The 13,709-nt window shown below is 64.8% G+C and carries 13 protein-coding genes and 1 pseudogene; 2 read left to right on the top strand and 12 right to left on the bottom strand.

Annotated features, from left to right (window positions below; translation table 11 throughout):
• Positions 1 to 1,129: pseudogene (locus ACIQ67_RS16240) on the bottom strand (phosphoribosylformylglycinamidine synthase); the annotation flags it as partial.
• A gap of 159 nt (positions 1,130 to 1,288) precedes the next feature.
• Here ACIQ67_RS16240 and ACIQ67_RS16235 point away from each other — a divergent pair.
• Positions 1,289 to 1,918 (top strand): class I SAM-dependent methyltransferase, encoded by a 630-nt coding sequence (locus ACIQ67_RS16235; protein WP_397535417.1) that lies wholly within the window; start codon positions 1,289 to 1,291, stop codon positions 1,916 to 1,918.
• A gap of 16 nt (positions 1,919 to 1,934) precedes the next feature.
• On the opposite strand, the gene ACIQ67_RS16230 is transcribed toward ACIQ67_RS16235, so the two are convergent.
• The 11 genes from ACIQ67_RS16230 to ACIQ67_RS16180 all read right to left on the bottom strand — a co-directional run bounded on the left by ACIQ67_RS16230 (position 1,935) and on the right by ACIQ67_RS16180 (position 12,292).
• Positions 1,935 to 3,254 (bottom strand): TRZ/ATZ family hydrolase, encoded by a 1,320-nt coding sequence (locus ACIQ67_RS16230; RefSeq protein ID WP_397535416.1) that lies wholly within the window; start codon positions 3,252 to 3,254, stop codon positions 1,935 to 1,937.
• Positions 3,251 to 4,234 (bottom strand): nucleoside hydrolase, encoded by a 984-nt coding sequence (locus tag ACIQ67_RS16225; protein WP_397535415.1) that lies wholly within the window; start codon positions 4,232 to 4,234, stop codon positions 3,251 to 3,253. The genes ACIQ67_RS16230 and ACIQ67_RS16225 overlap by 4 nt, the downstream gene beginning before the upstream one ends.
• Complete coding sequence (rbsK, locus tag ACIQ67_RS16220; protein WP_397535414.1) at positions 4,231 to 5,169, bottom strand: ribokinase; 939 nt, start codon at positions 5,167 to 5,169, stop codon at positions 4,231 to 4,233. Before rbsK ends, ACIQ67_RS16225 begins: the two co-directional genes overlap by 4 nt.
• A 27-nt stretch (positions 5,170 to 5,196) precedes the next feature.
• Complete coding sequence (locus ACIQ67_RS16215; RefSeq protein WP_397535413.1) at positions 5,197 to 6,201, bottom strand: LacI family DNA-binding transcriptional regulator; 1,005 nt, start codon at positions 6,199 to 6,201, stop codon at positions 5,197 to 5,199.
• Between the two features lie 256 nt (positions 6,202 to 6,457).
• Complete coding sequence (gene gltA / locus ACIQ67_RS16210) at positions 6,458 to 7,768, bottom strand: citrate synthase (RefSeq protein WP_397535412.1); 1,311 nt, start codon at positions 7,766 to 7,768, stop codon at positions 6,458 to 6,460.
• Between the two features lie 29 nt (positions 7,769 to 7,797).
• On the bottom strand, positions 7,798 to 8,079 hold the full coding sequence (locus ACIQ67_RS16205) for a succinate dehydrogenase assembly factor 2 (protein ID WP_397535411.1): 282 nt from the start codon (positions 8,077 to 8,079) through the stop codon (positions 7,798 to 7,800).
• Between the two features lie 18 nt (positions 8,080 to 8,097).
• On the bottom strand, positions 8,098 to 8,802 hold the full coding sequence (locus ACIQ67_RS16200) for a succinate dehydrogenase iron-sulfur subunit (RefSeq protein WP_397535410.1): 705 nt from the start codon (positions 8,800 to 8,802) through the stop codon (positions 8,098 to 8,100).
• 13 nt (positions 8,803 to 8,815) lie between these two features.
• Positions 8,816 to 10,612 carry a succinate dehydrogenase flavoprotein subunit gene (gene sdhA, locus ACIQ67_RS16195; RefSeq protein ID WP_397535409.1) on the bottom strand — a complete coding sequence of 599 codons (1,797 nt, stop codon included), beginning with the start codon at positions 10,610 to 10,612 and terminating at the stop codon, positions 8,816 to 8,818.
• Between the two features lie 2 nt (positions 10,613 to 10,614).
• Entirely contained in the window at positions 10,615 to 10,974 is a 360-nt protein-coding gene (gene sdhD, locus ACIQ67_RS16190; protein WP_397535408.1) for a succinate dehydrogenase, hydrophobic membrane anchor protein, read from the bottom strand.
• Positions 10,975 to 11,001: 27 nt separating this feature from the next.
• Positions 11,002 to 11,430, bottom strand: coding sequence for a succinate dehydrogenase, cytochrome b556 subunit (gene sdhC / locus ACIQ67_RS16185; RefSeq protein ID WP_397535407.1), 429 nt, complete (start codon positions 11,428 to 11,430; stop codon positions 11,002 to 11,004).
• Between the two features lie 97 nt (positions 11,431 to 11,527).
• A complete protein-coding gene (locus ACIQ67_RS16180; RefSeq protein ID WP_397535418.1) occupies positions 11,528 to 12,292 on the bottom strand; it encodes a GntR family transcriptional regulator in 765 nt (254 codons plus the stop codon).
• 248 nt (positions 12,293 to 12,540) lie between these two features.
• Here ACIQ67_RS16180 and ACIQ67_RS16175 point away from each other — a divergent pair, with 248 nt between their 5' ends.
• Positions 12,541 to 13,527, top strand: coding sequence for a malate dehydrogenase (locus ACIQ67_RS16175; protein WP_397535406.1), 987 nt, complete (start codon positions 12,541 to 12,543; stop codon positions 13,525 to 13,527).
• Positions 13,528 to 13,709: the final 182 nt, after the last annotated feature.

Raw genomic sequence — 13,709 nt, 5'->3', positions numbered from 1 at the left:
AGGCGCTGGCGATATGGCTGGGCTTGCCGATCGGGCTCTGCTCCCAAGGCTCGGACAGGCCCGGCAGATGCAGGTTCGACACCGAGAAGCCGGTCAGGCCGGCCTTGGGCTTGGAGCCGCGGCCAGTGGCGCCTTCGTCGCGGATTTCACCGCCGGCACCGGTCGAGGCACCGGGATAGGGCGAAATGGCGGTCGGGTGGTTGTGGGTCTCGACCTTCATCAAGACGTGCGCCAGCTCCTCGCGTGCCTCGTAGCGCGGCGCGCGCTGGTCACCGGCGGGCATCCAGCGCTCGATCTGGTGACCTTCCATCACCGAGGCGTTGTCCGAGTAGGCCTTGACCGTGTGCTGCGGGCTCAGGCGCTCGGTGTTGCGGATCATGCCAAACAGGCTCAGGTCCTGATCCTGGCCGTCCACCGTGAACTTGGCATTGAAGATCTTGTGGCGGCAGTGCTCCGAGTTCGCCTGCGCGAACATCATCAGCTCCACATCGCTTGGGTTGCGCTTCAGCCCCTGGAAGGCGTTCACAAGGTAGTCGATCTCGTCGTCGGAGAGCGCCAGGCCGAAGGTGCTGTTGGCCGCCTCCAGTGCCGCCCTGCCCTGGCCCAGCACGTCCACATGCTGCAGCGGCTGGGCCTGCTTGGCGTCGAACAGATGCGCTGCATCCTCTCGCGCCAGCAGCACGCTTTCGGTCATGCGGTCGTGCAGCAACTCGGCGCAGGCGATCAGCTCAGCTTGGCTGAGCGTCTTGACGCCCCCAAGCAGGCCGGACTTCAGCGTGATGCGGTACTCGGTGACGCGCTCGACGCGATGGATGTTCAGGCCGCAGTTGTGCGCGATGTCGGTGGCCTTGGACGCCCAGGGGCTGACCGTGCCCAGGCGCGGTGCCACGACGATCAGGCTGCCCTCGCTGCTGCCGGTGTAGGCATCGCCATAGTTCAGCAGTGCTGCCAGCTTGGCCTTGGTGTCGTCGTCCAGGCTGGTGTCGCTCCAGACCCAGTGCACATGGCGCGCTTGCACGCCATTGATCCGTTCATTGACCGCCTGCAGTCTCGGCAGCAAGGCCTGGGCACGGAAGACGGAAAGGGCGTTGCCACCCTCGAAGTGAAGCAGCTGCTGGGTCGATGCCATGGAATCCCGAGGTGCGCACGCGGCGCGCTTGAGGTTGCGGCCCGGGGCTGGGCCGGACCGTGGAAACCCGGGATTTTACCGAGGCCTGGGCCATTCCCGGCACCAGGACCGATGTTTGCGCAAAGAAGAGCCCCCAAAGCCCCGGCGATACTGCGCCGCATGAGCGACTCCGACCCCAAAGCCGTCTGGAATGGGCGCTATGCCCGCCAGGCGCTGGCCTGCGACGAAGACTGGCTGCAGGCCTGGGACGCGCTGCTGCCCCGCTCCGGTGCGGCCCTGGATCTGGGCTGCGGCGACGGCCTCGAAACCACGCGCCTGCTGGATCGGGGCCTGGCCGTGACTGCCGTTGACATCTCCGAGCAAGCCTTGGCACGCGCCGGCCAACGCAATCCGCAAGCCCAGCACCGACGCTCTGACGCCCGCGAACTGGTCGGGATGGCGGACAGCAGTTTCGACCTGGTGCTCGCGCATCTCTCGCTGCACTACTTTGACCGTGCCGACAGCCTGAGAGCCTTCGCGGAAGTCGCCCGCGTGTTGAAGCCACAGGGTCTGCTGCTTGCCGGGCTGAACGCGGACGACGATGTGAACTACGGCGCGCCAGCCGACGCCAGCGGATGGGGCCTGACGAGGGTGGACGGCCTGCCCAAGCAGTTCTTCACCGAAGCCAAGCTGCTGGAGTTGCTGACCGCCACCAGCTTGCAAGCCGTACAACTTCGCAAGCGGCAAAGCCTGCGCTACGGCGCACCCAAGTCCCTGTGGGAGCTGGTGGCGCGCAAGGCCGGTACTTGAGCCAAAGGCCTTGGGCTCAGCGCTCCGTCTTCATGCGGGTGACGATCTCGTCAGCGCGTGCCAGCAGCGCGCCCTGATCGATGGTCTTGAGCTCGCGCTTCGCCAGCACGCGGCGGCCGCCAACCCAGACGTCTGAGACATGTTCGCGGCCAGCCACATAGACCAGCTGCGCATCGGCGTGATAGACCGGGCGGCACTCCAGCGCCTCCAGCGAGACGGCCACCACATCGGCCAGCTTGCCGACTTCCAGCGAGCCCAGATCGGCAGCGCGGCCCATGGCCTTGGCCGCACGGATGGTGGCCATCTCCAGCGCGGTGCGCGCCGAGACGGTCAGCGGGTCGCCCGTCACGCCCTTGGCCAGCAGCGCGGCGGCGCGGATCTCGGCAAACATGTCCTGGCGGTTATTCGACGCGGCGCCGTCAGTGCCCAGCACGGTGTTGACGCCCGCTGCTTCCAGCGCCTTCAGCGGCGCAATGCCCGACGCCAGCTTGAGGTTGGAGCTGGGGTTGTGCACCAGGTGCACGCCCTGCTTGGCAATCAGCGCGATCTCGGCCTCGTTCAGGTGCACCATGTGCACGGCCATCAGACGCTCGCTCAGTAGGCCCAGCTTGTGCAGGCGCTCCAGCGGCCGCATGCCGAACTGCTTGACGCTGCCGTCCACCTCGTCCTGCGTCTCGTGAATGTGGCAGTGGATCTGCAGATCATGCGTCTCGGCCAGCTGGCGCAGCTTGATGAAGGTCTCGTCCGACACCGTGTAAGGCGCATGCGGCGCGCTGGTCCAGTCCAGCAGCTTCTCGCCCTTGAACTGCTCATAGGCCGCCAGGCCCTTGGCGATGTAGTCGTCCGGCCCAGAGGCGTAGCCGGTGGGGAAGTCGATCACATTGATCGACACACCGGCGCGGATGCCCGCATCCAGCGCCGCGCGCGCCATCGCGGTCGGGAAGAAGTACATGTCGTTGAGGTAGGTGACCCCACCGCGCAGCGCCTCGGCGGCCGACAGCAGCGAGCCCTGGTAAGTCCAGTCTTCGCTGACCCACTTCTTCTCCAGCGGCCAGATGTGGTTGTTGAGCCAGTCCATCAGCGCCAGGTCGTCGGCCACGCCGCGCAACAGCGACATCGCCGAGTGCGTGTGGGCATTGATCAGGCCGGGAATCAGCACGTGCTGGCGCAGCTCGACACGCTCGGCTTGCGGGTAGAGGGCTTCGGCTTCGCTCCAGGGCAGCACGGCGGCGATGCGCTCGCCGTCCATGACCAGCGCATGCTCGGTCAGCACCGGGCTGCCAGGCTGCATCGTGACAATCCATCCGGCCTTGAGCAGGGTTGGGGTCGAAGTCATTGCGGTACTCCTTCTTGCGAATTCTTGAACAGCGACGCGAACAGCTTGCGCACGCCTTCGGCATCCACGCCGACGCAGACCTGCTGCGGCGGGCAGGCACTCCAGGCGTTGGGCTCTGCCCCGGGCTTGCGATGATCCTGGATGGTCTGGCCGCAGGCGATGCCGTCCAGCACCACCCGCACCGGGCCGCGGCGCTGGCGGAACAGCGCGGGTGCCACGATGTAGGCCGCCGCGCTGGCATCGTGCGAGAAGATGCCGCCGATGCCATGCAGGCCGTCGTAGAAATCCTGGTAATGCCGCGTGGCTTCCCACAGGAAATCACCTGCCGGGCTGCCGCGCAGATCGCCCAGGAAGTCATTCGTCATCACCACTTCCTGGGTGACATCCAGACCGATGATCACCACCGGCCAGCCGGCTGTGAAGACGATGTCGGCGGCTTCGGGGTCGTTGATGATGTTGGCCTCGGCCACCGGCGTGACGTTGCCGCCATGTCCGTAAGTGCCGAAGGCGCCGCCCATGACCACCACCTGGCGCACCTTGGCGGCAATGCCCGGGTCGTGGCGCAGGGCCAGCGCCAGATTCGTCATCGGCCCGACCGCCAGCAGCGTGATCTCACCGGGCGCGGCATTGACCATGTCGCAGATCAGTTCATGCGCCGGGCGCGGGTCGAGCGCGCGCGCAGCCGCCGGCAGGCGATGCACCATGCCGCCCAGACCGTCGTCGCCATGCACATGGGCCGGCGCATCGCGCTCGGCACCGACCCGCAGCGGGCCACCGGCACCACTGGCGATCGGCAGGTCCAGGCCGTAGAAGGCAGCCAGGCGCTGCGTATTGCGCGTGGTCACCTCGATCGAGGCGTTGCCGAAGATGGTCGTGATGGCGCGCAGATCGATATCCGGATGGCGCGCCAGCAGGTACAGGGCCATGGCATCGTCGATGCCCGGGTCGGTGTCGAAAATCACCGGAATTGCGCTTCTCACGTCAAGCTCCCAATTTCGCTGCGCCGTGGCATGGCCGATTGCACGCCGCTGCGGCTGACCGCAAGGGTGGCTGCTGCCAAGCCCAGCTGGACAGCTGGCGTGGCTTCCATACCTTCCGCCAGCCCGGTGGCCAGGCCACCGACAAAGGTGTCGCCTGCCCCCACGGTATCCACCGCATCGACGACCTGCGCAGGCAGATGCTGCGTGCCAGCGGCATCACAGAGCAAGGCGCCCTGTGCGCCCAGCGTCACCAGCACGCGGGTGGCACCGCGGGCGCGCAGGCGCTCGGCGGCCAGCGCAATCTGTGCCAGGTCGGCCACCGGCGCGCCGGCCAGCTCGGCAAGCTCGGTTTCATTCAGCACCAGCCAGTCGGTCTGCGCTAGCAGCGTGTCCGCCAGCGCCAGCGCCGGCGCGGCATTCAGCACCGTGGCCACGCCTGCCGCACGTGCCAGCGCGAAACCGCGGGCAATCGCCGGCAGCGGCACCTCGAGCTGGGCCACCACGACACGGGCCGCCTGCAGCAGGCCCGCTGCGGCCTGCACATCCTCGGGCGACAGCATCGCGTTGCTGCCCGGCACGTAGACGATGGAGTTCTCGCCGCCTTCGCTGGCCACCATGATCACCGCGATGCCCGGCAAGGCCTGCGGATCGGCGACCACCCCGGCGCAATCAACGCCTTCGCGTCCCAGCGCCTCCAGCAGGTCGGCGCCATGCAAACGCGTGCCCAGGCGGCCGACGAAAGCGGTGCGAGCGCACAGGCGTGCAGCCGCCACCGCCTGGTTGGCGCCCTTGCCGCCCGGCGCCATATCGAAGGCCTCGCCGACCAGGGTTTCGCCGGGCGCCGGCAGGCGGGCCGAGCGCGCCACCATGTCCATATTGATGCTGCCGATCACCACCACCTGGGGCGAACGGGCGTCTAGTCCTTGCTGCTGCATGAGCTCTCTACCCCCTTGTTCCAGTTCTCAGGCGCGCGGCGCAGCCGTGCTCTCACGAAGCACCAGGCGCGGCGTGAGCTGCACGTCCTTGAGCGGCGCGCCCGGGTTCTCGATCCGATCAATCAGCACGCGGCCGGCCTCGCGGCCCAGCTCGCGGATCGAGCAGCCCACCGTCGTCATGCCGGGGAACACGTAGCTGCTCAGCTCGATATCGTCGAAGCCGACGATGGACAGCTGCTGCGGCACCTTGATGCCTATTTCAGCCGCGGCACGCAGCGCGCCCAGCGCCATCAGGTCATTGCTGGCAAACAGCGCGGTCATGTCGGGGTGAGTGCTCAAGAGCTGGCGCGCCGCCTCATAGCCGCCCGAGCTGCTGAAATCGCTCTCGATCAGCAGCTGTTCGTCAGCATTGAAGCCTGCCTCCTCTTGCGCGCGGCGCCAACCTTCGACACGCTCCTGCGTCACCTCGAACTCGGCCGGGCCGCTGATGCAGCCGATCTTGCGGTGGCCCAGCCCCACCAGATGGCGCACGGCCTTGGAGGCGCCGTCCAGGTTGTTGACGCTGACGCGATCAGCGCGCGCTCCGGGCACCAGGCGGTCCACCGTCACAGCCGGCACCGTGGCCAGCTTGAAGATGCGCGCCAGCGCCGCGGCATCGCCGGCGGAAGACAGAAGCAGGCCGTCAACGCGCTTCTCCAGCAAGGTGCGCATGTACTGCTGCTGACGCCTGGGATCGTTGTCCGAGTTGCACAGGAACACCGAATAGCCCGCCAGGCGGCAGCACTCCTCGACACCGACCACCAGTTCGGCGAAGAAGGGGTTGTTCACGTTCGGCACCAGCACGCCGATGATCTTGGTTTCGCTCTTGCGCAAGGAGCGCGCCACAGCGCTGGGCAGGTAGCCGATCTCCTCGACAGCCGCCAACACCCGCCGACGCGCATCCGCACTGACTGGGCGGGTTTCGTTGAGGACGTGGGAAACCGTGGTGAAGGACACGCCCGCCAGGGCCGCGACGTCTTTGATGGTGCTCACGAATTCAGGCTCGGAACGCTGAGGTGCCCGGTGGGCTTTGGTGCCGCCGCGTCGGGTCGGGTCCCGCCGTGCAACGCTTCAGTCGGCAAACGTTTGCCGACAGGGGCGTAGCATAGCCGAAAGCCCCGCCAGCACACCACGCTGACCGGCTGCCACGCACGCCATGCCGGCTATAAGCAAGAAAGCCCCGCGGCTGTGAAGCACGCGGGGCTTGTAAAGGTCCGCGGCAATGCACGCGGGCCGGTCAGTCAGTCAATCAACGCTGAGCCAGCGGTTTGACGTCGCGAGCGGTGGCGCCGACGAAGAGCTGGCGCGGACGGCCGATCTTGTACTCGGGGTCGCCGATCATCTCGTTGAGCTGGGCGATCCAGCCCACCGTGCGAGCCAGCGCGAAGATCGCGGTGAACAGCGGCACCGGGATGCCGATGGCGCGCTGCACGATGCCTGAGTAGAAGTCCACGTTCGGGTAGAGCTTGCGGGCAACGAAGTATTCGTCTTCCAGCGCGATCTTCTCGAGTTCCATGGCTAGCTTGAACATCGGATCGTTGTGCAGACCCAGTTCGCCCAGCACTTCGTGGCAGGTCTCGCGCATCAGCTTGGCGCGCGGATCGTAGTTCTTGTAGACCCGGTGGCCGAAGCCCATCAGCTTGACGTTGCTGTTCTTGTCCTTGACCTGCTTGATGAACTCGCCGATCTTGGCCACGCCGCCCTGCTTCTGGATGTCGGCGAGCATGTTCAGGCAGGCCTCGTTGGCGCCACCGTGTGCCGGGCCCCACAGGCAGGCCACGCCGGCGGCGATGGCTGCGAAGGGGTTGGTACCGGAGGAACCGCACAGGCGCACGGTCGAGGTCGACGCGTTCTGCTCATGGTCGGCATGGAGCGTGAAGATGCGGTCCATCGCGCGCACCAGCACGTCGTTGGGCTTGTACTCCTCGCAGGGCGTGGCGAACATCATGCGCATGAAGTTGCCGGCGTAGCTGAGGTCGTTCTTCGGGTAGATGTAGGGCTGGCCGATGGTGTACTTGTAGGCCATCGCCACCAGCGTCGGCATCTTGGCGATCAGGCGGATCGCCGCGATCTCGCGATGCTCGGGGTTATTGATGTCGGTGCTGTCGTGATAGAAGGCCGACAGTGCGCCCACCAGGCCCGTCATCACCGCCATCGGGTGTGCATCGCGACGGAAGCCGCGCAGGAAGAACTGCATCTGCTCGTTGACCATCGTGTGGTTGGTCACGCGCGAGACGAACTCTTCCTTCTGGGACGGGTTGGGCAGCTCTCCGTACAGCAGCAGGTAGCAGGTTTCCAGGTAGTCGCAGTTGACCGCCAGTTGCTCGATGGGGTAGCCGCGATACAGCAGCTCGCCCTTGTCGCCGTCGATGTAGGTGATGGTCGAGTTGCAGGAGGCAGTCGACAGGAAGCCCGGGTCGTAGGTGAACTTGCCCGTCTGCGCGTACAGCTTGCGGATGTCGATCACATCCGGGCCGACCGTACCCTTGTAGATCGGCAGATCCATCTGCGGGCTGCCGTCGGAAAACGACAGGGTGGCTTTGACGTCGGACGGTGTCATGGGCGTTCCTTGTGACTCTTTGGGGATGGTTAGACGGGGACTCTGAGCATGGCCAGCACGGCGCGCACATCGGGTCGATCCTGCTCGCCTTCAGGCTCCTTGCGGGCCAGGAAAAGATCGAGCAGGTCGTTGTCGGCCAGCTCCATCAGCTGGCGCAGGCCTTCGGCCTGAAACAGGGTCAGGCTCTGCTCGTGACGCGCAAAGAAACGCTCGATGAAGAGGTCGTTCTCCAGCAGTCCGCGGCGGCAGCGCCACTTCAGCTTGGACAAGGCCCTCTCGTCGATCAGTTCGGTCGTTGCATCGGTGAGCATGCTGAGCCTGTCGATCAATCAGACGGCGCGACGCACCATCAGTTCCTTGATCTTGCCGATTGCCTTCGTGGGGTTCAGCCCCTTCGGGCAGACATCCACGCAGTTCATGATCGTGTGGCAACGGAACAGACGGTAGGGATCTTCCAGGTTGTCCAGGCGCTCGGCGGTGGCTTCGTCGCGGCTATCGGCGATGAAGCGGTAGGCCTGCAGCAAGCCAGCCGGGCCGACGAACTTGTCCGGGTTCCACCAGAAGCTCGGGCAGCTGGTCGAGCAGCTGGCGCACAGGATGCACTCGTACAGACCGTCGAGCTCTTCACGCTCGGTCGGCGACTGCAGGCGCTCCTTGTCAGGCGGCGGGTTGTCGTTGACCAGGTAAGGCTTGATCGAGTTGTACTGCTTGAAGAACTGGGTCATGTCGACGATCAGGTCGCGCACGACAGGCAGCCCCGGCAGCGGCTTCAAGACGATGGTGCCCGACAGGGTCCGCATATTCGTCAGGCAGGCGAGGCCGTTCTTGCCATTGATGTTCATCGCATCCGAGCCGCAGACGCCTTCACGGCAGCTGCGACGGAAGCTCAGCGTGGGATCCACGCCCTTGAGCTTGATCAGGGCGTCCAGCAGCATGCGCTCAGAGCCATCCAGCTCGACCTCGAGGGTCTGCATGTAGGGCTTGGCATCCTTGTCCGGGTCGTAGCGGTAGATCTGGAAAGTACGCTTGGTCATAGTGATTTACCTCTTAGAACGTACGGACCTTGGGCGGAATCGACTCGGCCGTCAGCGGCTTCAAGTTGACCGGCTTGTAGTCCAGGCGGTTGCCCTCCGAGTACCACAGCGTGTGCTTCATCCACTGCTCGTCGTTGCGACCGTTCGGGTGGGCGGGCGTGTCGCCATAGTCGTCGACCGTGTGAGCGCCGCGGCTCTCAGTGCGGGCTGCTGCCGACACGATGGTGGCCTGCGCAGCCTCGATCAGGTTCTCGACCTCCAGCGCCTCGATGCGGGCCGTGTTGAAGATCTTGGACTTGTCCTTCAGCGTGATGTTGGCCACCCGCTTGGCGATCTCGGCAATCTTGACCACACCTTCGTTCAGCATGGCCTGGGTGCGGAACACACCGGCGTGCTGCTGCATCGCAGCGCGCAGGTCGTTGGCCACATCCTGGGCATACTCGCCACTGGTGCTGGCATCCAGGCGCGCCAGGCGCGCCAGTGAGCGGTCAGCCGCATCGGCCGGCAGGTCCTTGTGCTCCTGTGCCTTCAGGCCGGCCTCAACGATGTGGTTGCCGGCCGCACGGCCGAACACCAGCAAGTCGAGCAGCGAGTTCGTGCCCAGGCGGTTGGCGCCGTGCACGCTCACGCAGGAGCACTCGCCCACCGCATACAGGCCATTCACCACGGCGTTATGCACGCCATCCTTGGGCACGACCACCTGACCATGGATATTGGTCGGGATGCCGCCCATCTGGTAGTGGATGGTCGGCACCACAGGGATGGGTTCCTTGGTGATGTCGACGTTGGCGAAGTTGTGACCGATCTCGAACACCGAGGGCAGGCGCTTCATGATGGTCTCGCCGCCCAGGTGGGTCATGTCGAGCTGGATGTAGTCCTTGTTGGGACCACAGCCGCGACCTTCCTTGATCTCCTGGTCCATGCAGCGCGAGACGAAGTCGCGCGGCGCCAGATCCTTCAGCGTCGGCGCATAACGCTCCATGAAGCGCTCGCCGTTGGAGTTGCGCAGGATCGCGCCCTCGCCGCGGCAGCCTTCGGTCAGCAGCACGCCAGCGTTGTGCACGCCGGTCGGGTGGAACTGCCAGAACTCCATGTCTTCCAGCGGGATGCCAGCGCGCGCTGCCATGCCCAGGCCGTCACCGGTGTTGATGAAGGCATTGGTCGAAGCCGCGAAGATGCGGCCTGCGCCACCAGTGGCCAGCAGCACGGTCTTGGCCTGCATGATGTGGACCTCGCCGGTCTCCATCTCCAGCGCCGTCACGCCCACCACATCGCCTTCGGCATCGCGGATCAGGTCCAACGCCATCCACTCGACGAAGAACTGCGTCTTGGCCTTGACGTTCTGCTGATACAGCGTGTGCAACATCGCGTGGCCGGTACGGTCAGCGGCCGCGCAGGCGCGCTGCACAGGCTTCTCGCCGTAGTTGGCCGTGTGGCCGCCGAAGGGGCGCTGATAGATCGTGCCGTCCGGATTGCGGTCGAAGGGCATGCCGAAATGCTCAAGCTCGTACACGACCTTGGGCGCTTCACGGCACATGAACTCGATCGCGTCCTGGTCACCCAGCCAATCCGATCCCTTGACGGTGTCGAAGAAGTGGTAATGCCAGTTGTCCTCGGACATATTGCCCAGCGAGGCACCGATGCCGCCCTGCGCCGCCACGGTGTGCGAGCGGGTCGGGAAGACCTTGGACAGCACAGCCACATTCAGGCCGGCCAGCGAGAGTTGCAGCGAGGCACGCATGCCTGAGCCACCGGCGCCGACGATCACGACGTCGAACTTGCGCTTTGCGAGAGTCGATCCGATTTGCATTTTCAAAGTCTCCACAGCACTTGGATCGCCCAACCGGCACAACCCACCAGCCAAACCAGGGTGAACACATGCAGCGCAAGGCGCACGCCCACCGGCTTGACGTAATCCATCCAGATGTCCCGAACGCCGATCCAGGCGTGATAGGCCAGCGAAATGATCAGCGCGAAGGTCAGGAACTTCATCCACTGCTGGCTGAAGATGCCCGCCCAACGCTCGTAACCCAGTTCGCCCGGCATCAGCACCTGCACCAGCAGGACGATCGTGAACAGGGCCATCAAAACTGCGGTGATGCGCTGGGCCAGCCAGTCACGCAGGCCATAGTGCGCACCGGTGACGATGCGCTTGGAGCCGAAGGTACTCATTGTTGTTGTGCCTCTTGGGTTCGCGAATCAGTACAGGCCGAACAGCTTGGCACCGAGGGCCAGCGTCAGGGCGACGCTTGAAGCCAAGGTGAAGATGGCGCTGCTGTGGCCTTGCGCTTTGGACACGCTGTGGGTGGCATCCATCCAGAGGTGGCGCACGCCAGCGATGAAGTGGTGCAGATAGCCCCAGATCAGGCCCAGGCTCACCAGCTTGATGAACCAGCCAGGCACGAAGCCGATGCCAGCCACAAAGGCGTTGGTGAAGGCGCCATAGCTGATCTCCGACGTGACGCTGGTATCGAACATCCAGATCACGAGCGGCAGCAGCACAAACAAAAGCATGCCGCTGATGCGGTGCAGGATCGACACGATGCCTGCGGGCGGCAGGCGATACGAAACGATCTGCGACACGTGGATGTTGCGATAGACCGGTCGTTTCTTAGCAATTTCCGTCATAGCCGACCTTCTGTAATCAATACGAAACCGAGGGATTTTATTGCAACGCAGCACGCCCAAGAGGCATTCAGTGCGGGCTGCGATGCAAGCGAAAGGGTCAATTCAAGTCGTTGCGATAAAAGTGCGTCGAGGTGTTGTACAAACCTCGGCGCAATTCCACCGGCTTGTCGCCATAGGTATACGAGAGACGTTCGACGCTCAGCAAGGGCGCTCCCTCAGGCACCTGCAGCAGCGCAGAACTGTCCGCATCCGCCACAACGGCCCGGATCTTCTCCTGCGCTCGAATCATGTGCACACCAAACTCAGTCTCGAACAAACCATAGAACGGCCCACGATGGCGATTCAGGCGCTCCGTGGTGAGCCCCTTGAACAAGTCACCCGGCAGCCAAATGTCGTCAAGCACCACCGGACGACCTTCGCTTTGCAAGATGCGGCGCACCTCCACCATCGCATCCCCTGCCCGCATGCCCAGCTGACGGGCAATCCAGGCCGGCGCACGCTGCCGCCGACAATCCAGCAACTGGCGCCCGAGGCCTGACGGCTGACCTTCGTCAGGCATCAAGCGGAGAAAGCGGTATTGCTGCTGCTGTTCGGCATGCGTGGCCACAAACGTGCCCTTGCCCTGCCGTCGGACCAGCAGATTCTCGGCGGCAAGTTCGTCTACAGCCTTACGGACCGTGCCCTGGCTGACGCCAAAGCGGCCGGCCAGTTCGATCTCGCTTGGGATCGCCTCGCCGGCCCTCCACTCGCCAGCCTGCAGGCGGGCGATCAACAGATCCTTGATCTGCCGATACAGGGGGCTGAACGACGGGCCGGTATCGGCACGCATGGCATCGCTCGGAGAGACTGGGGAGGCGGACATCGCCCGGCATTGCAGCACAAGCGGCTCAGCCAGTCTAGCGATTGCCAGCAGCCATCTTCTATAAGACATAAGACTGTCAGATTTGTGCAAAGCCGCACAGATAATCTGGATGTCCTGGCGATTTCGCAGCGCGGTCAAGTCGGGAAAGCCCAGGCTCTGTCCTACACTTGCGCCACCTGCGCCGGCAGGCGCTTTGCCCCGCCAATCGCGCATCGAACAGCTTTACTTCCTTCCTTTCGGAGACTTCCATGAGCAAGAAACCCGTTCGCGTTGCCGTCACCGGCGCCGCAGGCCAGATCGGCTACGCCCTGCTGTTCCGTATCGCTTCCGGCGAAATGCTGGGCAAGGACCAGCCCGTGATCCTGCAACTGCTGGAGATCCCGGACGAGAAGGCCCAGAACGCGCTGAAGGGCGTGATCATGGAGCTGGAAGACTGCGCTTTCCCGCTGCTGGCCGGCATCGAAGCCCACAGCGATCCGATGAGCGCTTTCAAGGACACCGACTACGCACTGCTCGTCGGCTCGCGCCCGCGCGGCCCGGGCATGGAGCGCTCGGAGCTGCTGGCCATCAACGGCGCCATCTTCACTGCCCAGGGCAAGGCCCTGAACGCCGTCGCTTCGCGCAACGTCAAGGTGCTGGTCGTCGGCAACCCCGCCAACACCAATGCCTACATCGCGATGAAGTCGGCGCCGGACCTGCCGGCCAAGAACTTCACCGCCATGCTGCGCCTGGACCACAACCGCGCTGCCTCGCAGATCGCTGCCAAGACCGGCAAGGCCGTGGCTGACATCGAGAAGCTGGCCGTCTGGGGCAACCACTCGCCGACGATGTACGCCGACTACCGCTTCGCCACCATCGGCGGCGCTTCGGTCAAGGCCATGATCAATGACGAGACCTGGAACCGCGAGACCTTCTTGCCCACCGTCGGCAAGCGCGGCGCCGCCATCATTGCCGCTCGCGGCCTGTCTTCGGCTGCCTCGGCCGCCAATGCCGCCATCGATCACATGCGCGACTGGGCCCTGGGCACCAATGGCAAGTGGGTCACGATGGGTATCCCGTCGAACGGCGAGTACGGCATCCCCAAGGAAGTGATGTTCGGCTACCCCGTCACCTGCGAAGGTGGCGAGTACAAGATCGTCGAAGGCCTGGAAATCGATGCTTTCTCGCAAGAGTGCATCAAGAAGACCCTGGACGAACTGCTGGGCGAGCAAGACGGCGTCAAGCACCTGCTGTAAGCCGGCGCGACCGGGTCGCGTCCTGCGCGACACTCCGAGGGCCGGCTTTGCCGGCCCTTTTTCATGTGCGCTCAGCATGAGCGCACTCTTGCGGGTGCAAGTCCCGCCGTAAGTTGATCACAGCGAACGAAGCGAAGCGCAACTGCACGAGGGCGACCGAATGTGGGGAGGAAGCGTGGAGC

It is taken from the genome of Roseateles sp., assembly GCF_044373315.1.
Classification (GTDB): Bacteria; Pseudomonadota; Gammaproteobacteria; order Burkholderiales; family Burkholderiaceae_C; genus JACDQM01.
Note: the sequence above shows the minus strand (reverse complement) of the source record. Positions and strands in the feature narration are given on the sequence as shown.

What these genes read in the sequence shown, in the direction of transcription:
- ACIQ67_RS16175 (WP_397535406.1), top strand. Translation starts at nt 12,541, where the DNA reads ATGAGCAAGAAACCCGTTCGCGTTGCCGTCACCGGCGCCGCAGGCCAG.
- ACIQ67_RS16205 (WP_397535411.1), bottom strand. Translation starts at nt 8,079, where the DNA reads ATGCTCACCGATGCAACGACCGAACTGATCGACGAGAGGGCCTTGTCC.
- sdhC (WP_397535407.1), bottom strand. Translation starts at nt 11,430, where the DNA reads ATGACGGAAATTGCTAAGAAACGACCGGTCTATCGCAACATCCACGTG.
- ACIQ67_RS16235 (WP_397535417.1), top strand. Translation starts at nt 1,289, where the DNA reads ATGAGCGACTCCGACCCCAAAGCCGTCTGGAATGGGCGCTATGCCCGC.
- ACIQ67_RS16180 (WP_397535418.1), bottom strand. Translation starts at nt 12,292, where the DNA reads ATGTCCGCCTCCCCAGTCTCTCCGAGCGATGCCATGCGTGCCGATACC.
- gltA (WP_397535412.1), bottom strand. Translation starts at nt 7,768, where the DNA reads ATGACACCGTCCGACGTCAAAGCCACCCTGTCGTTTTCCGACGGCAGC.
- sdhD (WP_397535408.1), bottom strand. Translation starts at nt 10,974, where the DNA reads ATGAGTACCTTCGGCTCCAAGCGCATCGTCACCGGTGCGCACTATGGC.
- ACIQ67_RS16200 (WP_397535410.1), bottom strand. Translation starts at nt 8,802, where the DNA reads ATGACCAAGCGTACTTTCCAGATCTACCGCTACGACCCGGACAAGGAT.
- sdhA (WP_397535409.1), bottom strand. Translation starts at nt 10,612, where the DNA reads ATGCAAATCGGATCGACTCTCGCAAAGCGCAAGTTCGACGTCGTGATC.
- rbsK (WP_397535414.1), bottom strand. Translation starts at nt 5,169, where the DNA reads ATGCAGCAGCAAGGACTAGACGCCCGTTCGCCCCAGGTGGTGGTGATC.
- ACIQ67_RS16230 (WP_397535416.1), bottom strand. Translation starts at nt 3,254, where the DNA reads ATGACTTCGACCCCAACCCTGCTCAAGGCCGGATGGATTGTCACGATG.